Here is a 19,332-nt window from a genome sequence, read left to right as displayed (position 1 = left end):
TTAGAATTTGAATATGACAGTTGTGTTTCACTTAGTTGAACCCTCTATGACACGTTGTCATTTCTGTATATTAATTCCGCGACTGATCCCTCTACCGTTTTTAGCTTAGCGCTTTTATAAATTGCCGCGCGCTCAAAATGATAACTCCATCGATTTTGGTACATTTCATAACAATTGGATATGAGTAAGTCATTGATTTGGCGAATGTGGCAATTAAAATCGAGACGCTTATTTATAAAAAAGATAATAATCAAACCGATAGAGGGTCAATCATGCGTCAATTTCTTAGTACGCTTTCTATTAAACTTCAGGTCTTTTTACCTGTTCTATTCACCGTTGTATTACTCGTCATTGGATTGAGCGTCGGAATCGGCAAGCTCGACCAAGCATTCAATAAGGTTTCCACTTCCACCAACAAGCTGATCATTCATAAAGAGGAACTCAGCGCCATCGTAGACAACACCTACGCTATGCGCATCAAAGCCATTTACAGTCTATTTAGAGCCGAAGATGTCCAATCTCTCAACCAAGAACTGTCTGAACGACAAAACAAAAACCGCGATTTTCTCAATTCCATCGATAGCCTCCCAGGCGTTCAAACCGAAGTGAATGCTATGCGCAAAGCCATGGATCACTATGTTGATTTCACGCGCGTCACCATGACACCTCTGCTCACCACCAAACACTCTTCTGGCTACACCACATCCGATTTCAATCAAAAGTACGAATCTGCGATGGCAGAATATCGATTGGCTGGCGAAGCAATGATCAACGCCATCGACAACCTGTCTAAACAATTAAATCAAATCGTCACCGATGAAGTGGAAGCGAATGGCGAACAGCATTCAACCACGCTCACTTACAGTGCGGTTTCACTTGCGGTGATCTTGAGTGCTGCTTCGCTTATTAGTTGGATACTAGCCAGCTATATCGTTGCACCGATTCGTAACCTTCAAGGAACCATGCAAGAAGTCGCGAAGGGAAATCTACTGGTTAAAGCCGAAGCCATCGGAAAAAACGAAGTGTCGCAACTGGCTCAGGATGTAAACCAAACCATCGACAAACTGCGTGAAACCGTGAGTGCATTAGTTCGAATTAGTGAAGATGTGGCATCAGCATCGACCGAGTTAGCGACTGTTATGACTCAAAGCAGCGTTAACTCAGATCAAGAAAAGCAAGAAGTTGAGCAAGTGGCTTCGGCAATCAACCAACTAGAATCGACTGCAGCTGAAGTGTCGACCAATGCACAAGAAGCCGATAGCGCATCAAATCAAGCACGCATGCTTACCTCACAAAGTCTGAGCATGTTTGAGGAAAGCACTCGCGCAAGCGAAAAAATGGCAGAACAACTCAACGAAGCCGCAGCCGTCGTGACATCGCTGAAAGATCAATCAGAACACATTGGTCGCGTGATCGAAGTGATTGAAGGCATTTCTGAGCAAACCAATTTGCTTGCACTGAATGCAGCGATCGAGGCTGCACGAGCGGGCGAAAGTGGCCGAGGCTTTGCGGTAGTCGCCGATGAAGTACGTATGTTAGCGGCGCGAACTCAGGAATCGACGAAAGAGATCCAAACCATCATCGAAGAGCTTCAGCAGCAATCGGGTCACGCAAATGAAAGCATGCACTCTAGCTTAGCCATGTTGTCAGACAACCAAGCTCTGGCACAAGAAGTTAGCCAATCACTTGTTAATATCAGTAACGCTATCGCCGATCTGAACTCAATCAACACTCAAGTGGCGACCGCATCAGAAGAGCAGAAACAGGTCACGGCCGATATCAACAACAACTTAACGAACATCTATGAACTAGTGAGCCAGAACGTGACTGGCATTACGCAGTCCGCCTCTGCCGCTCAAGAGCTTTCAGGCTTAGCGGAAAACCAAAAGCACCAACTTAAGCAGTTCCAAGTTTAAACATTCTGCTCAACACGATAAGTGCCAAAGGTTAGAAAAGAAAAAAGCTCCGCACTGGCGGAGCTTTTTATAAAGGCAAAGCTATCAATCTTTATTAACGTAATAAGTATTATTCATCTGTCACTAACAAGAGAGAGCTTTTGAAACTTGAGTCTAATGGATCTCTATTGAAAACCTCACCATTAGTCGTATCAAGAGTAGCAACATGCTTACCGTCACCATTAGGTGTGTTACTCCAGATATTACGTCCTAAAATATCGTCCTTGTCTGTCAGTGTATAACCGCTCGCAAAGCCTGTACCATTCATCGCTGGGCTATAGCAAGCTTGCTCCGTTAACGATACCAACTCTTTAATGTTTGCTAGTCGCCAATTCTTTTTGCCAGCAAAGTTGTGTAGAGGGTGGTTACCGGACGGATTACGAATTTGTTGGGCCGTAGACAGCGCGAATTGCCATGACATCGTAGCTCTCGTTCCGGTGCATTCTTCGTTTGCTGCATTCCATGTCATACCGACTGGACAGCGCATCCATGTAAGACCTGTTTTTAAGTCAGTTACAGTTCCCTTATCTGAATAAGTGTAACGTGTATTAGGTGCTGTTTTAGCAAACTCAGTCGAACACTCTTGTGCTGCCATTGCTACTTGAGAAGCCAACACAAGAGATAGCGCGGTCATTAGTTTCTTCATCTTATTGTCCCTTAACTGCTACTAGACGGATTGGGAATTGGTAGGAATCATAGGCATCTTCACTTGTACTGCTTGAGCGAATCTCAACGAATGAAGTGGCCCCTCTATCTGCGCCCCGAGAGACAATTGCGGGGAAATAAATCTCACCATCCATGAGCTGTGATGATGTTTCCGTAAACCTAAAACCATCATGCCAAAACGCACCTTTTTCTAAATAAGGGCTGCCTAAAGTTTGCTGTGGGAAGTATTTGACATTAAAACCATACACATTGTTCGGTTCATATTCTGTGCTCGGCGCAAATAGTGTCTTTTCACCGAAATCTAGTAAGTCATAAGTTTCACGGTAAGTAGGCAGGCGCCAACCAGTGATTCCACATAACGATTGTTTGTTTATGTACTCAACGTATTGGCTCGTAGTACAAATTTCATCGCCCACCTCTTTACAGCCCGCAAGATCTACATCTTTGCTAAATGGCTTAAATGTTTCAGACTCAAACGCAAATAGGCGGTCTTTAAATTGAATAGAGCTCGCATCCGCACTCTTGTTTTCCCAAACAAGACCAGTACGCTCATCCAAAGTGCAAGCCCACTCAGTGGCATCTGCAGCTAAAGCAGCGCCTTGTGAATCTAGCTTAACGAACTTAAAGCCCGCGCCTGTCGACGTTTGCTTGTCCTGTTTGTCGAAGCCGTATTCCGCATCTTGACCAGGGTAAGAAGCTTGAACCTCTGCAACGTCTGCAGCGCCATCAGCAAAGTGAAGAATGGCACCCGTATCGTTACTACCAACCGTTTGTTCAGCAACCGCTGCAATTTCTTCAGCAAATGCACTCACTTCAGCTTCAGACAGAAGATCAGAGGCTAGCGATTTACCTTGGAAGCTAAGACTTTGAGCAAGCAGCGCTACGCCTTTGGTCATTTGTTGTGGTTGCATCGCAGCTAATAGCGCAACCGTGTTTTGCTCTAGCTTGTCTAGCTCGCTGGCTTCTGCGTTAGACATCACCGAACCATTCAGCGAAACGCCTACACTAGCCAGTTGCGCTTTAACAATCTCTTCAGCTTGAGCAACGGTTTTACCGTCAACCACAAGACCTGCGAGCAATGTTGTTACACCATTTACTGTGTTACCCGTGGCTAAGTTTTGGCCTGGAGCTGCAAGACGCAACGTTTGGTTTGAGCCTTGATCAACTTGAGCAAGAATCGTGCTAGTCAAAATGTTCTTGTCGCTTGACGTCAGGGAGAACTTACCAGCATTATCCGTTTTAGCACTCGGTTCAGTAGTATCACAAACGTAGTTCTGGTTTAAATCGATACATACTGGCGTATCAAGAAGTGTACCTGCAGAAACGATGGTGCCAGCTACATTATAGGTCGGTGTTGACGTGTCACCACCAGAACCACCGCCACAACCAGCTAGGGCTAGTGACATAGCAACGAAAGAATATTGAAACTTCATAAATTTTGTCTTCTTTAGATTTTAATTAACGAGAACGAATCACTCTCACCATTGAAAGCAGGAAAAGTCCTAACAAGGTCCAAGGCGAACCACTGCCACCTGAACCACCACCACTGCTTTCTTTAGTGGTATCAGCACTACACTGATACTGAGCAAAGTGACTCACACCCCACTCTTTCAACACCCCAGAGTTCCCTGACACGCGGTCAGATACTTCGAGACGCCAAGTACCCCAACTCGGTTGACCGACAAGTGCTTGTAACTCCTCGTCATACTGAGCGGTGAAGTAACCTTTAAATCCATTGGTATTGCTTGATTGATGGCTAAGTAGCACAACCGATCTACCTTGTGGAGACACAAGCGTCACTTGCAGATCCTGCAGTGAGTCATGTTCGATGTTCAGGTAAACCGCAAACGAATCATCAATCATGCGTGACTTGTCCGATAGCGTCTGAGAGAACAGTCTGTCGCCCTGCTCCGGCAAAGCGGAGTTCACTGGTTGAGGCTGGATATCGAGCTCTGGCGTACCGTTAACCAGCATCACCTTTTTGCTCCACTGGTGAGTCTTTAAGCCTTCAGCAAATTGGTAATCCAATGAAATAGAGGAATCGAATTGCGTGCCACATGTCAGACCGCTTGGTAACGCCACCTTCATTGAGGTCGAATCAGAAAGCGTTTCATCAAAGTCAAAAACGGATGCGTTATTTAGCTGCCATTGCCCTTTGATGCTCGCTTCGCGGCCAGTTTGGCTCAGGCTCACTCCCACGCCTTGACCTTGTGCGATGTATCGAGCGTCATAGCGAACGCGAAGAGGCGCTTTAAGTAAGTTGTGTTTGTTGAAGCTGTCCGTCAGAAATTGGGCATAGTCTTTATTTGGGAACAAGGTGTTTGCTGCAAACACGGTCGATTCCGCAAGATCATGCATTTTTACACCACGACCAATACCGTACATGCCTTCAAGAACAATGGCGTCAAACTCGCGGAACACGCTATCGGTATCATCACCATATCGTTCAACCGACGCTTTAAGTGCTTGGAACAGTGGCGTTGACCACAGCTCATCGCCTAGTTCACCGCCCACACTAACGTGCGCTGGATACTCTGAGCTCTCGAAGTAACGCGCTCTTTGGTTCCATAAGCTACGAGTTGTTTTGCGTGTTCCGAACATACCGTCCCAGTTGAACACCGTATCTAACTCGAATTCTTGGCCACGGCGAGCTGCGTCTAAATACTGTGTTCGGTAGCTCGCGCTGCCCGCCCAGTAATCACCAACACCTTCTCCAATCGCGCCAGTATGTCCATACGCCCAATCAGGAACGATTTGATAGTGAATACCGTGTCCTAGCTCGTGCAAAATCACATCTGCATCTGCAGCATCTGGAGATACTCCGCCAACGCCTAACATCAGCGCACGCGAACCTGTGTAGTAAGAAGAGTTGTCGAGCGCTAAACCACGCCCATCAAAACGAAGCGGCTCTTCAAATAAGTCATAGCTCAAGCTCGATAAGTACTGCAGTGAGCTGTCAAGATGGTAAAACGCCATCAACTGCAAAAAGGCATTGTCGCCAAGTTGAGCGCTTTGCATCGCTTTTACATCCGCAAAAGATTGAACCCCCTCAGGCGGCAAAATACTGCTGGTATCACGCACAGGCTCCGTACCTACCGCAGGTGAAGACAGTAATGCAAGTGCATCCACCTGTTTAACGCGCTCGTTAGCTAGGTAGAACTTGCCACCAGACTGCAAAACTTGAATCTGCTTCTCAACATATTGAAGTGGCTGCGGATAATCCTCTAACGAATTCCAAGCAGAATCAGGCGCAGCTTGTTGTTGCATTGTACGTAAATCAGGATCAAAGAGTGAGACGGGAACGGTCACTAACTCACCAGAGCTCAATGCTGGCGGCTCAGTCACTTCCAATCGAACAGGCAGCTCCAGTTCTCCGGCTGGCATCGCCTCGCCATTACGAATCACCGTATCTTCAAGGCTTTTGAAAATACGCTCGACTTCGCTGTCTTGGTTAGTCGACAGCACAATGGTGCGTTGCGGTTGATACTGCCCATCGACCCACACATCAAAGTTGTAATGATCTCCGAGCTGAGAACGGGTTTGATAGCGAAACTTAAGTTCGCCAGCGCTAGCGTAATTGGCTTGTAAATAGCGCAGCGCTTCGGCTTGGTTCGTGACCGTAATAGCCGCGCTAGGATAATCCCACTCTGCAGCGTTCGTCACTTGAACGCCTGCCAACGTAAGAGAAAGCGCCAAAAGTTTGAGTTTCATGCAGGGCTCCTACTAAAAGATGTACTTCGCGTTAACCGTAAAGTAACGACCTGGTTCCGTTGAGTAGCGTTTGCTCTCATCTGCTATGCCAGCAACGTCTTGGTAGCGAATGTATTCTTTGTCGAACAGGTTGATGATGGTCGCACTCAAACGAAAATCTTTGGTGATTTGGTAACTTGCCCCCAAATCGAACGTGTTCCATGAATCTGTTTGTGCGCACTCGGTCTTTTGTCCAAGTGACGTTTGGCAACTCGGCACACGATCCATCGAACCAGCCCAGTTCCACGTCGCGAACGCATTAAAGTCTTGCTGCTGATAGTTCAGCCCAACATTGCCCTCGAAAGGTGTGATGCTACGAACGTACTCGCCTTCGGCGTCCTTTCCGTCAACATAACCAAGCTTGGTACTTAGCTTCCAAGACGAAGTGAGAGCATACGCAGCAGAAAGCTCTGCGCCGTAGGTTTCAACGCCGTGTAAATTTTGGTATTGCTTGATGTAGTTACCGAAGTTATCTTGCCCTGTGGTAACAACATCGATGAAGTTTTGGAACTTGTTGTAAAACGCAGAAACGTAAAGTTGCGCGCGGCCATTATCGAATTTGTTACCGATTTCAAAGGAGTCCGAAGTTTCAGCCTCTAGGTCCATGTTCGGTGCAATGACAAACGGCGTTAGCGGCACAAAGTCATGGTTTACGAAGCCATACGCTTTGTCGTATTCCGGAGCACGATAACCGTGGTTATAAGATACATAAGCGATGTTATTGGCAAACACTTCACGAGAAATCGATAGGCTTGGAGATACCTCTGAGCTATCCATGTCTTTTAATGGGAAGCCGCCCACTTCACCCTCACCGTCCGGTGTTAGACGATGCGCATCAAAGCGCAGGCCGCCTGTAATGGTCCATTTATCCAGCTCCACCATGTCTCGAACGTACAGACCAATGTTATAAGCGCGAGCAGGAGCGAAAGGTTGTTTGGTCGAAGGCGTTACCCCGTTCCAATCAATCTTGGAATCGCTATCTGTGCGTTCATAATAGTCAGTAGAAAGCTCGATACCGTAAGCCAATTGGTGCTCAGCATTTGCAGCATAAATCGTATTGGTGAAATCACCACGGAAGCCAATTGTTTCGTCAATGAAGGTTTTGTGTTCTAGCTCGCGACGTCTAACAGTCAAACCATTGTGGTCAACTTGTCTCATTAAACGATTCGTGTCTTCCACCACTTCGGTGTGGCGCCAGTAGACCTTTGTATCTAACTCTTCGAACCAAGTTGGATTAATCGGTGTAACCTCTGCACCAATATAAGCGCTGTACTCTTTTGTCGATTCATCTTCTGCGAAGTCTTCGATATGCCATTTGCCATCCTTCTGTATAGATGGCGACCCTTCCAGGCGTTGTTGATCTTGCCGATAAAGTTCGGCACGCGCTTTGACCATCACTTCATCATTGAAGAAATGATTGATGGCATATGACGCGCTGTAACCATCCAAATCGCGGTTGTACAAATCTTGGCTGAAGTTACGCGTCTCTTCACCTTGCCAATACGCCGCGTTGACTAAGCTTTCCGTGTCGCCAGAACGAAATGCCAGATTGCTCGCGCCTTTGTATTTATTGCTGATCCCCGTGTACGTGCCCGTGGCGTCAACATAAAAGTCACGATCTTTTAAAAACTCGCCCGGCTGTTTGGATTTTAGAATCACAGCGCCACCGATAGCACCAGAACCTAAGACTGAGGAGCTCGCCCCTTTCACTACTTCTAATGATTCCAAATTAGAAAGATCAAACGTATCGCGGCCCACTTTGTCATTGCTGTCATTCGCACCAAAACCGTCTGCTGAGCGAATGCCGTCACGAATGATCATAATGCGGTTACCCGTCATGCCTCGAATCGTGATGTTTTGTGGACGCCCAGCGCCACCCGACACACTTACCCCAGGTTCGTGACGCAGCGCATCATAAAGCTCTGTTTCGCCCTTTTGTTCAATCTCTTCGCTAGTGACAACTGCGACGCTGCCTGCTAGTTCAGACATTGGTTGTTCAATCCGATTCGCCGTCACCACGACCTCTTCCATAGAGAAAACGTCAGATTTGGCGTGCACTTGGCTGGCAGCTAGTACCGAAAGTACTGCCGCTGACACTGGGGTAAGCTTCATTTACTGCTCCGCTTTAGATGTTTTAATTAGTGATAAAAGAAAGGCGTATTCTTTTGCTTGTTGTTCTTGCGCTTGTCGTGGGTCCATTTGGTGGCCCGAATTAAAATCGGTCTGCAACAAGTACGGCCCGTCGCGCTCACTTAGCGCGGAAACCTTGGCGAGATACTTGGCACCTTCCCAGTAAGGCACGCGCTGATCGATCAAACCGACTTGAACCAGCATGGGTGGGTAAGCGTCTTTATGAATGTTGAGAATTGGATCGTACGCTTTCATTAGCGCCAGTTGCTCAGATTTGGTTGGGTTACCCCATTCGCCATACTGCTGTGTGGTCAGCGGAAGTGAGGTATCCGACATGCTTGCTACCACATCAACAAAAGGTACTTTAAGCACGACACCTGAAAACAATTTAGGGTCTTGATTAACCGCTCCTGCGACCAACGTGCCACCAGCACTTGAGCCGATGGCAAAAACCTCTCTATTGCCACGTTCGAATGTTTGCAACGCCTTAGCCGCCGCGACAAAATCACCAATAGAATTGGCTTTTCGCACACCACGGCCTTGTTCGTGCCATTCATCACCAAAGTACCCACCGCCACGGACATGGGCAATAGCGTAAATCACGCCTTGGTCGAGCAAGCTTATGACTTGAGGCATAAAGTACGGTTTCATCGTAAAACCATATGCGCCATAACCGTAAATCATCACGGGTGATTTCGCGTGTAATTTGTCTTTGCGATACGCCAAAGAGACCGGGACAGAAACACCATCGTGATTGATAAAAATGCGTTGGGAGACATAACGTTGACTATCAAAATCTTGGTAAGCATCTTGAGAATACAAGGCTTTAGTCAGCGTTTTTACATCGAACTCTTCCCACTGAGGAGGCGTAGTCATCGACATGCTTCGTATACGAATCTTGTTTGATTCAAAATCGCCCAACGTGCTCAACCAAGCGACATTGCCATCCTGTTCTAATGGCAGTATCACTTTTTCCTGACCTTGGTATGAATACACCGTCAATGTCGCCACGTTGTTCGGCTTACTGAGTGCCACAACTCCTGCATCATAAAGGTAGAACTGGTCAAGCGGTTCACGAGGGGTCGTAAAGCGTTGCCATGTTGCGCTAAGAGGTGCTAGATCGGTTTGATAAAGTGCAAATGTACCTTCAAGGTTGCTGTTGATGTAAACGCGCCCTTTCGCCACATCCGCGTAATATTCCACGCCCGCTTCCGGCACTCTTAGTGAATCGCTTACGGTGCCCGTTTCTAGATCAACAAGCTTCTGCTCTGTGGTTGACTCGTTGTTGCTTTGCAGTACCACGTAACGGCTATCTGCCGCACGGTAGAAAGAAAGTAACCAATCTGATTTGTATTCGTGCCATACAACGGTTTTAGCCAAAGATTCAGTGGAGATGCGTAGGATCTTATGAGGTCGCTGTGTACGCATTTCCTTCGAAACGAGGTAAGCCATCTTACCATCAGGTGAAAGCAATACACCGCTATCGACGTGCGTTGCCAGCTCCGTAGATTGGCCAGAGAGTAAATCAACAACCACGGCGCGATATTGCTCGCTTCCATCAATATCTTCAGTGAAAAGCAAAGTGTCTCCGCTTACTTGCCACTGCCCTACTTGATAATACGGATATGCAGATTGACGTTCAGAGAAATCAAATACTGTGTTCTCTTGTGCATACTGGTTCGAACGTGATAGCAACACATAACCACTGTCACGACGCGTTAACGTCCATTCGCGTCCATTTACGATCGACCATGGTTTATCACCTTTATCTGCCACCATGGCTTCCCACTGCGCGAGCAGATCTTGCGTCAACGTCTGATATTTTTTTTGATGCTGTTCAGTCTTACGGTTCTGCTCTGTTAGGTAGGTAAGAACTCGCTCATCTTTACGAGCGTCATCTCGCAACCAATTAAAGTCATTAACGGCAAAGCAAGAACTAGAGGTAATTATGAGCCCTAAAAAAACATGAGTAAATTTCATATAGAGAGCGAATTCATTTATAGGATTAATACAATGGCGCGTATTTTGCCCTTAAATAAAAATGAGATCAATTATCATTTTCATAATCATGTGAAATTTTTATCTAGTATGTGAGGAAAAACGTTTGCTTGGACCGAGGTGATAAAACTTAATATCTCTCTAAATTAGCGATCTATGCTGTTTATATAAAACCAGATAAATATAAAAGCCTAGCAAACACGTTAGTATAGAAAGACATCATTTCGCCTGGAGATAAGCATAAAAAAACCCGAGTGCGAACACTCGGGTTTTGAAAAACTAAAATCAGTTGAAAACTGGAGCGACTTTTACTCTTCAGAGTTTGGTGCCGCTGGCTTTTTCTTCGGAATGAACACATCATCACCCACTGATACGTTTTTGTAGAAACTCTTGTCACGTTTAACAGGTTTCTTAGCCGACTTCTTCGCTTGAGGGCGTGATTTCTTCGCTGTCGCTTTCTTGTTACGGAAATCTGGCTTAGGTGGCTTCAGGCCTTTGAACTTACCTTTCAGATCTTCGAATACTGAAAACTCAAGATCTTGTTGTAGGTAAGCTTCTACACGTTTAAAGCTATCCCAGTCTTTTGGACCAACAAGAGAAATCGCATCACCCTTGTTACCAGCACGGCCCGTACGGCCAACACGGTGTACATATTCTTCAGTATGCTTTGGCATATCGAAGTTAATGACGTGTGTCACTGTCGCAATATCCAAGCCACGAGACGCAACATCTGTTGTCACTAGGATCTTGAATACCGCTCGCTCAAACTGGCTCATGATCGTATTGCGTTGAGTCTGGTTCAAGTTACCACTCAGTGCAACGGCCTTCAGTTTCTTCTCGTTTAGCTTCGCTGTTAGGCGCTCTGTATCATCGCGCGTCGCCGTAAAGATGATAACTTGGCGATATTCTGCTTCTGAAAGTACGCGATCTAGAATCGCCTCTTTATGATCAAGATGATCACACAAGTAGAATTTTTGTGTGATATCTTTGTGTTCTTCGTTAGAAACACCGATAGCAATACGTTTCGGAGCATTGAGCATTTCAGCCGCAATGTCATTTACGTCGGCGTGATCCAACGTTGCAGAGAACATTAATGTTTGACGGCGACGATGCTTAGCTGCTTTATGGATACGACGAAGCTCTGGTGCAAAGCCCAAATCCAGCATACGGTCTGCTTCATCAAGGATCAGCGTTTCCAAACCTTCAAGGTAAAGCGAGCGGTGCTCTAAGTGGTCAGCCAGACGTCCTGGTGTCGCCACGATGAATTTCGGGTAACGGCGCAGTGCTTTCACTTGATCATTAAAGTTCTCACCACCCAAAATCAATGCAGCTTCATAAGATAGGCCAGCAAGCATAGAGCGAAGCTCACCATACACTTGTTTCGCTAGCTCACGAGTGGGAGCAAGAATAACTGCGCGAGGGTCTTTGGCAGAAAACGATTTTGTCTTTAAAGACTTGTGAAGCATTGGTAATACAAACGCCAAAGTCTTGCCCGAACCCGTTTTCGAAGATGCCAATAAATCCTTGCCTGCAATCGCAACAGGAATCGCCTGCTTTTGAATGTCAGTTGGTTTTTTAAAATCGTAGTGTTTTAGGTTCTTCAACAATCGGTTGTCTAGGCCTAGATCTTTAAATTGCAAAGTATTCTCCAATAAATCAGTCAGCGTCTGAGCGCTCTGTAATGTCGTTTCCGCTCTAACGCAGCAAAAAAATAAAGCTCGGTATAATACCGCAAATCATAGGAGTATAGATAGAGATCACACAAACTAATTCCCACCGATGAAAACAAAACATCACTTGCGGCTCAATTAAGAACAAACCCTCGCTTTATTGGTCAGCTGCTTGGCTTAAGATTTAGAGAAAAGCGAGCTCAAGGTGCGCCTCTCGTTCTCCAATAAAACTGCGTAAATAGCAGTTATTTGCGCCGAGAAACTTTCATTTGTGTCAATATCGTCTAAATTATTGATATCAGGAACGTGGCAAAAACACCTGCTATGAGAACTGTTGTGGGAATAAGGGAGAGGATAATTCACTCACCTTTGTTAAGCTCAGGTAAAAGTTGACGTCAGGTACTCCATGAAATTCTTGGGTTTTTTTGACTTTTGCTACATCATGTACTGATAAAATGTATCCACATTTAACCTCGCTACTGTATAAAATAATAGTTGGTAGCGAGACTTTCACTATAAGCAAGGAGTTCTTATATGAACAAAACGTTGATCGCAGCTGCAGCAACTTCAGTACTTCTACTAGCAGGTTGCGCTTCTTCTGATGACGCAGCAACAGCAAATGCAGCAAAACTAGACGAACTAAGCAACCAAGTTAGCCAACTAAGCCAAGACGTACAAGCTCTTCAATCTGACGTTCAAAAATCAGGTGCAGCAGCAATGGCTGCTCAAGAAGAAGCTGAGCGTGCTAACGAGCGTATCGATAACATCGCTCAGTCTTACACTAAGTAAGACAAAAAAGAAAAAACATCATTAACTATCAGTTAGTTAGTGGCCATTAAAAACAAAAATGGCGATAAAATGGCGACATGTACTATGCCGCCATTTTGTTTTATTGTTGCTGTCACTTATGTGACCATGCTATGTGAACTTAAACAAAAACAACCTGAATCATTTTGTTAATTTAGTTCGGCCGAAATCAAGGGTTGAAACTCATTACTGCATGCTTTCTTTTATCAGCTAGGAGCAAGCGATGTGAAGCACTAAATGATGAGTCACGCTAAAACCGTTGACTAGTAGTCGAATATATCCAATAGATCTAAATCGAATTCAACACCACGTAAGTCATGTTCATTACACAAGTTCTTTAGCTTGTCATCGCAATACAACAACTCACATCCTTCCATCAATGACTTGAAAACGTACTTATCGGAAACGCTAGACTCAACGAACTTGAGCGACACCAAGCCAACCGGATGCTCATCAATGTATTCGTGTTTCGTATGTTCCTTGTCTTCTTCGCCAAAACTCATGACATTGAAAACCTGAAACTTCTCGCCATCAATCACGATAGGTAAAAACTCACCATCTGATTCAATGTATGGCTTTAACACTTCGACCGCTCGAGGCGTTAGCACCAAGCTCGCACCCCAAACGGATATGTCCGGGATTTTTACCGACGTCTTGTAGTGAGCGGTAAACTCCACACTCTCTTCTACCCAAACATCAGCCAGCCCTTGTGCTTTTACTGGCTCATTGAAAAGCCTATCCAACAGGGCATCATCGCCCGCATCAATGGCCCTTTGAAACGGATCATGCTCAAGAACTTTAAAGTAACGATTGAGGTTTCTTACCTGATATATACTCATTAAGCTGGCTTCCAAGATGGATCTTTCTTCATAAGAATTTGGGGAGGATGAGAGCCATCCTTTAACTGAGATTTGATAGTCACAAGTCTCGCTCTAAATGCACTTTCATTGTTGCGAATAACCGCTAACCTGCCAACCCACCTCTGATAGTTATCGCCATGTATGCGCGAGTGCGTCGGCGCTTTTGGCGTAGTGTAATGCCCTTTGTAGGCGGTAGAACGAGGAAGCCAAATTCCATTAATTGAATCATTAATGCCTATTCCGTACATGAACATTTGCAACCGAGCGTTAGTCATGGCCCTAACACGGCCATTCCCCATGATGATATGTTACTCTACATGGTTCGGCTACGGATCTGCAACAGCATACAAGTTGCTTACCAAGAGAATAGTGGGATAATTCTTTTCCTGTATCAGTTCGTAACGAGACTTGTCTTTGCTATCGTCTTAATACGCTTCCAAATCTGCAAACAACTGACTCAAGTGGTGTTTTCTATGGGGATATTATCAACACTACGGTGGTATGAGGCTTGGATATCCCGGTTGAGGGAGCAAATGAAATGGAAAAGCATTACTTCAAAGAGTATCGTTAAACTTACTTAGGGAATCCTCCGAAGTCGAAGGTAAGCTAATCACTGATAGACTTTTGGTCAGATATTGCACTTGATTTTAATTTTTATGTCTCGTGTTTAAGGGGATATTGGTTTACGGACATGCTGGAGTCGCTCACACCTTAAAGCTGCAGGAGTTATGCAGATAAAAGAAATTTATGTAGACTTCTAAGTTTATAAAAAGATACTTAAAATGTATAAAAAACTAATCATTCTTAGCTCACCTGTTCTTTTGGCAGCGTGCGCTGCTCCGAAATATACAGCAGAAGCAATCTCTGAACAATTCCAAAGCACAGAAATTACTATTATAAAAGACGACGCAACACGAGACATTTTCTTAGATTCAATGCAAGAATGGTGTTTGGATACAGCTCATAAATGCACTGTTGTGAGCACTGGAACTCCTCCTAAAAGCTCTGAACTGACACTTATTTATGTATCTCGCTGGAGCTGGGACTTTAGAACGTTTATTGCAGATGCCCGAGTTAATGCATATAAAAATAACGATAAAGTTGGTCAAATCGAGTTCAAAGCACCAAACAGTGCCAATACCAACAAATTGGAAACGACAATAAACGAATAATCACTATGATGGATTTGTTATTTGGGAAACAAACGGTCAGTGAAGCTCAGTTCAAAATTAAATCAGGCGAAATGTAGCTTTACAACAAACTAGTCGAGCGTCGTATACACTAGAGCACGCGTTGATTTCTCATTGGTATGCATGTGTAAGGATAGAATATTAGACCTTCAAGCAAGGGACACTAGATGGGTTGTGCGGAGTCTATAGCATTAGAAATTCAGTCCCAATCATTAGCAAGTTAAGTATGGAAAACTCTCAAGTATTGTATGATGACATTATTTCCTATTTAGATAGCACTAAAAATTTATCTAGAATTATCCACTGAAGGATTGAATATCAATGTCATGGGGGAGGTGATGAGTAATGTCAAATCTCTAAATATAGAACGTGAAATGCCTTTCAAAGGATGGGGAGAAGTAAGTCTCGATGAGTTTGGGTCATCAATGCAAAGTTTCTTATCCGTCCCTAAAAATACTATATTAGTAGCTTTAAATGGCGTATATAATTACAGAGGTATCAGGCAAGAGAATTACCTTCTTGACTCTGGTGAAATCAGGTATATAAACCGTATTAATTGCACCACACATGCCCCTACGATAAGAAGACACCCAATATTACCGACGCACTCGTATTTCTTATCTTAGCAATAATTATGTGTGAGCAGTGTCGTCAATCAATTGTTAAAGTAGAAAATGAAAAATCGGCTTCTCAGTCCTGTTTTAATCTTAGTAAGTATTTATTCCGCAGGAAGCGCGGCAAACGAAGGTCTAAATATTCAATTTTTTGACGCAGATGAACAAGGTTGTGCTAGTGTAGCTTGTAAAAATATTATTGAGCCTGAAAGTCTTAACCAAGCGAACGACTTCCCTGAAAGAAAAGGAAATGAAACTTTAGACGAAATAGGCAATGCTTTGTTTACGCTCGGTCAAATGGGCTTAGCTGGAAACTTACAAGAAGGACCAATAGCACAGACAGGTCGAGATTAAACAAACCTTGGACCCATTTGACGATTCTTGAAGTGATATATGCGCCTGTACCCTCTTACTGTGATTTTGTATACTCCTATAAAACTACCTGAGGTCACGATCACTTCGGCATATCTGGTTAACACTAAATTCATCGCCGTAGCCAGCACCAAACCACAGCCTTTTAATGAAGCACTCGCTGCTCAGCTCCACGGCTTTAGTCCACTCTTTTGAATCAGTGGTGTAAGCTTGAGAGTGAATCAAAGACAATTGCTTTACATTTACATGCTTTGCGCCACCGACACGTTCTGCCATAATGGTGCACTAAATGACTAAGCAGTGGCAAATTCCTTCTTATCCTACTAATTTACCAGTCTCGGCCTGGTAATCGCTCATTTTGTGCAAGAGCTTTAACGTCGTTCCGCTCAAAGGTCTTGGTAAAACCTTGCTGACAGCCAGCATCTTTCGCATTCTAAAAGGCTTACTTTACACGCTTGCGAAACATCGCTTCAGTTCCCCAGAGAACTGAATAATATTCGCGTCCCACTCCATCAAGTTTAACACTTTTTCGCTACAGGTCATCGGGTCGACTTGCTTGACGGGAAACTACAACAAATCACGAATTTTGGTCATACCCCAAAAATGTATCATTACTCCAAAAGTAAGACCCTTTGAGTATTTCTGATGTCGTGCTGCCGTCTTGCTACCAACGCGCTGAAAGTTCTCCCAACTCTAGAGGATGCACACTTCGCTCAGCTATTCGTAATTCCCCGAGCAGCTGACTCAACTCACTGACGATGTTTTTCTGAACCGTATCATTGACCGTGAAGCGAACCGATTCCACCTCTAATACATGGTTGTGCAGCTCGGTCGACGGTGAGACATACTAAAGGGATTGTTTTTAAGGTATTGAAATTAGTTATTAAGTGTTAATTTTACTGGATTGTAGAGTGCTCTACGCATTACACTAAGTAAGATTTGATACCGCGTCTTAACGCCTGTTAAGGCGCGGTTATTTCGACAGGAACCCCATTCTGTGCGGCAATCGCTGCTTTAGCCTTCACATTTTTCAGTCCGAACTCATCCAGCCACCACTTTAACTCTTTTGGTACCTGTAGGTGATCTTTCTCACCATTGCTGCGAGTCAATGGCTCATGTGCCTCTAAAAATACACTTCTGTCCGGCTCTAGTGATACTTTCACTGGTTGGTTAATGATATTCACTTCTTCACCGTTACGAACTTTTTCAAACAACCATTCAATGTCGCTTGGGTCCATACGAATGCAACCCGCGCTGACTCGCATACCGATGCCGAAATCTTTGTTGGTACCGTGAATAAGGTACTCGCCATTTCCGTAGGCTAAACGCAATGCAAACATCCCAAGTGGGTTGTCTGGACCAGCAGGTACAACGGTTGGCAAGTCAATGCCCTTCGCTTTGTACTCGGCACGAATCGAGGCTGGCGGCGTCCACGTAGGGTTTGGACGCTTTTGGCTAATACGCGTTGTCATCACCGGGGTGTCTCGCCCAATTCGCCCGATTCCCACGGGGAATACATGCACAATATCTTCTCCTTTCGGGAAGTAGTATAAGCGCAATTCCGCTAAATTAATGACAATGCCTTTGTGGGGTACATCTGGGAGGATCAGTTGTGTTGGAATAGTAAGAACGTGTCCCTCTTCTGGCAAGAAGGGATCCACGCCTTTATTTGCCGCCATTAAACCTAGCATCCCGACATCATAGTGCTTGGCAATATTTGCCATGGTTTCGCCTTCTTGCACGACGTGGTTTTCAAGGCGACCAATTAAACGACTGCCATCCTCTGGTAGCTCGTACATTTTAGCGAATGACAAACCACTCGCTAAAGATAACGATACAGATAACAGCGTACGTTTTGCGAAACTCATTGATCGCTTTTTGCTAAGCATTTCACTTTATTCCTTGGCACTTTTAAAGAGCCGTAAGGTTATCTCTCTTTCTGTCTTGTGATCAACCATCGGCTTGTGATATTCCAGTAAAGAAAAGCCCTCCCAAGTCCAAGGTTTATGGATGTATTTGTTTGGCACACTTTTGATTTCAGGCACCCAGTGGCGCACGAATTGACCATCAGAGTCAAACTTCTCACCTTGGCTTATCGGGTTGAAAATACGGAAGTACGGCTGCCCATCACAACCCGTCGATGCAGACCACTGCCAACCACCATTGTTTGCTGCGAAATCTCCGTCCACCAGCTTACTCATGAAGTACGCTTCGCCCCAACGCCAGTCAATGTGTAAATCCTTGGTGAGAAAGCTCGCGACAACCATACGAAGCCTGTTATGCATCCAGCCTGTTTGGTTGAGCTGACGCATTGCTGCATCGACGATCGGGTACCCTGTCGCTCCAGCCTTCCAGCGCTCAAAAGCCTGCTCATCATAAGACCACTGAATTTTATCCTCCCAGTCGATAAAGCCTTTGCCTTTAACGAGCTTTGGTTCGAAAACCAACAGATGCTGATAAAACTCACGCCAAATGATCTCACTCAACCAAGTTGCTTTTCCTTCTGTTAGGTCATTTTGTTGGTTTTCAGCATACAAGCGAGCAATACATTGCCTTGGTGACAATGCACCAATCGCAAGATAGGGAGACAGTTGACTGGTGCCATCAATAGCCGGAAAATCTCGATCTTCCTTGTAAGCATCACTGCGCTCACGAGCAAATTCCCTAAGCTGCTTTAAAACATCATTGGTCGAAGCAAACCAATCCTCGCTGGACTCTCGAGGATAGCTAAACGTGAAGTCTGAACTAAATCGAATCGGCTCTAATTGTTCCAATAGTTTGCTGCTTAGCGGCGCTTGTTCTTGAGGCTTTGTTACCGCTGGCATTTGAAACTGCGTCAACCAAGCACGTTTGAATGGTGTAAATACCTTAAAATACTCACCTTGCTTATTGAGAACCGTCGTTGGTGGGTGCACGCATTTGTCGTGAAACAGTTCAAAATCGATATCATGGGAAGCTAGCGCCTCACTCACTTGTGCATCGAGCTCTCGTTCATTTACTTCATAGTGAATATTCGCCATAACAGACGTTGCTTCAAGTGTTTTCGCCCATTCACTAATCACTTCGGTACAATCAGAAAACGACGGCACCTCTTTATATAAAAAAGGAACATTCAGGCTTTCCAACTCGTCGTTGAGATACTCTAAACGACGAGCAATGAGATCCGCCTGCATCGGCGCCATGTGGTGTTCTCGCCACTGCTCTGGCGTCGCGATAAAACAAGCGACAATAGGCTGACCTGAATCTAACGCCGCTTTAAGTGCGGTGTGGTCTAACGTTCGTAAATCACGTCGAAACCATACTAAGATCATGGTGTCTCC

14 protein-coding genes and 1 pseudogene are annotated in these 19,332 nt (G+C 45.0%); 4 read left to right on the top strand and 11 right to left on the bottom strand.

The features are described 5' to 3' along the window. Window positions 1-272: 272 nt before the first annotated feature. Window positions 273-1,916: a methyl-accepting chemotaxis protein gene (locus J8Z23_RS22830; protein WP_434635445.1), complete on the top strand. Its 1,644-nt coding sequence runs from the start codon at window positions 273-275 to the stop codon at window positions 1,914-1,916. Window positions 1,917-2,025: 109 nt separating this feature from the next. Here J8Z23_RS22830 and J8Z23_RS22825 read toward each other — a convergent pair whose 3' ends face one another. The 6 genes from J8Z23_RS22825 to J8Z23_RS22800 all read right to left on the bottom strand — a co-directional run bounded on the left by J8Z23_RS22825 (window position 2,026) and on the right by J8Z23_RS22800 (window position 12,151). Beyond that, the gene (locus tag J8Z23_RS22825) at window positions 2,026-2,601 is read right to left on the bottom strand and encodes a DUF1566 domain-containing protein (RefSeq protein WP_053808314.1); all 576 of its coding nucleotides are present in this window, start codon (window positions 2,599-2,601) and stop codon (window positions 2,026-2,028) included. A 1-nt stretch (window position 2,602) separates the two neighbouring features. After that, the gene (locus J8Z23_RS22820; protein WP_109169202.1) at window positions 2,603-4,054 is read right to left on the bottom strand and encodes an Lcl domain-containing protein; all 1,452 of its coding nucleotides are present in this window, start codon (window positions 4,052-4,054) and stop codon (window positions 2,603-2,605) included. Between the two features lie 25 nt (window positions 4,055-4,079). After that, window positions 4,080-6,332 (bottom strand): proprotein convertase P-domain-containing protein, encoded by a 2,253-nt coding sequence (locus J8Z23_RS22815; protein ID WP_301658872.1) that lies wholly within the window; start codon window positions 6,330-6,332, stop codon window positions 4,080-4,082. Window positions 6,333-6,344: 12 nt separating this feature from the next. Then, complete coding sequence (locus J8Z23_RS22810) at window positions 6,345-8,483, bottom strand: TonB-dependent hemoglobin/transferrin/lactoferrin family receptor (RefSeq protein ID WP_432603592.1); 2,139 nt, start codon at window positions 8,481-8,483, stop codon at window positions 6,345-6,347. Next, window positions 8,484-10,481, bottom strand: a complete 1,998-nt coding sequence (locus J8Z23_RS22805; protein ID WP_434635444.1) for a prolyl oligopeptidase family serine peptidase — start codon at window positions 10,479-10,481, stop codon at window positions 8,484-8,486. It lies immediately after the preceding gene. A 326-nt stretch (window positions 10,482-10,807) separates the two neighbouring features. Further along, window positions 10,808-12,151, bottom strand: coding sequence for a DEAD/DEAH box helicase (locus J8Z23_RS22800; protein WP_047009779.1), 1,344 nt, complete (start codon window positions 12,149-12,151; stop codon window positions 10,808-10,810). 552 nt (window positions 12,152-12,703) lie between these two features. On the opposite strand from J8Z23_RS22800, the gene J8Z23_RS22795 reads away from it, so the two are divergent. Then, on the top strand, window positions 12,704-12,958 hold the full coding sequence (locus J8Z23_RS22795) for an Lpp/OprI family alanine-zipper lipoprotein (protein ID WP_005375145.1): 255 nt from the start codon (window positions 12,704-12,706) through the stop codon (window positions 12,956-12,958). A 281-nt stretch (window positions 12,959-13,239) separates the two neighbouring features. Here J8Z23_RS22795 and J8Z23_RS22790 read toward each other — a convergent pair whose 3' ends face one another. Together J8Z23_RS22790 and J8Z23_RS22785 are read right to left on the bottom strand one after the other, a co-directional pair. Continuing rightward, window positions 13,240-13,815 (bottom strand): hypothetical protein, encoded by a 576-nt coding sequence (locus J8Z23_RS22790; protein ID WP_193279572.1) that lies wholly within the window; start codon window positions 13,813-13,815, stop codon window positions 13,240-13,242. Continuing rightward, the gene (locus J8Z23_RS22785; RefSeq protein WP_309474387.1) at window positions 13,815-14,135 is read right to left on the bottom strand and encodes an AHH domain-containing protein; all 321 of its coding nucleotides are present in this window, start codon (window positions 14,133-14,135) and stop codon (window positions 13,815-13,817) included. The genes J8Z23_RS22790 and J8Z23_RS22785 overlap by 1 nt, the downstream gene beginning before the upstream one ends. 483 nt (window positions 14,136-14,618) lie before the next feature. Here J8Z23_RS22785 and J8Z23_RS22780 point away from each other — a divergent pair. Both J8Z23_RS22780 and J8Z23_RS22775 read left to right on the top strand, forming a co-directional pair. Beyond that, window positions 14,619-15,085: pseudogene (locus tag J8Z23_RS22780) on the top strand (Sbal_3080 family lipoprotein). 615 nt (window positions 15,086-15,700) lie between these two features. Next, a complete protein-coding gene (locus J8Z23_RS22775; RefSeq protein ID WP_272165311.1) occupies window positions 15,701-15,994 on the top strand; it encodes a hypothetical protein in 294 nt (97 codons plus the stop codon). Window positions 15,995-16,078: 84 nt separating this feature from the next. Here J8Z23_RS22775 and J8Z23_RS22770 read toward each other — a convergent pair whose 3' ends face one another. The 3 genes from J8Z23_RS22770 to phrB all read right to left on the bottom strand — a co-directional run bounded on the left by J8Z23_RS22770 (window position 16,079) and on the right by phrB (window position 19,323). Next, window positions 16,079-16,288: a hypothetical protein gene (locus J8Z23_RS22770; protein WP_256894828.1), complete on the bottom strand. Its 210-nt coding sequence runs from the start codon at window positions 16,286-16,288 to the stop codon at window positions 16,079-16,081. Between the two features lie 686 nt (window positions 16,289-16,974). Then, a complete protein-coding gene (locus tag J8Z23_RS22765) occupies window positions 16,975-17,901 on the bottom strand; it encodes a L,D-transpeptidase family protein (protein ID WP_005394922.1) in 927 nt (308 codons plus the stop codon). Between the two features lie 6 nt (window positions 17,902-17,907). After that, window positions 17,908-19,323, bottom strand: coding sequence for a deoxyribodipyrimidine photo-lyase (gene phrB / locus J8Z23_RS22760; RefSeq protein WP_104970478.1), 1,416 nt, complete (start codon window positions 19,321-19,323; stop codon window positions 17,908-17,910). Window positions 19,324-19,332: the final 9 nt, after the last annotated feature.

Origin of the sequence: Vibrio sp. SCSIO 43086 (genome assembly GCF_051132235.1) — a bacterium.
In the GTDB taxonomy this organism is placed as follows: Bacteria; Pseudomonadota; Gammaproteobacteria; order Enterobacterales; family Vibrionaceae; genus Vibrio; species Vibrio diabolicus.
Note: the sequence above shows the minus strand (reverse complement) of the source record. Positions and strands in the feature narration are given on the sequence as shown.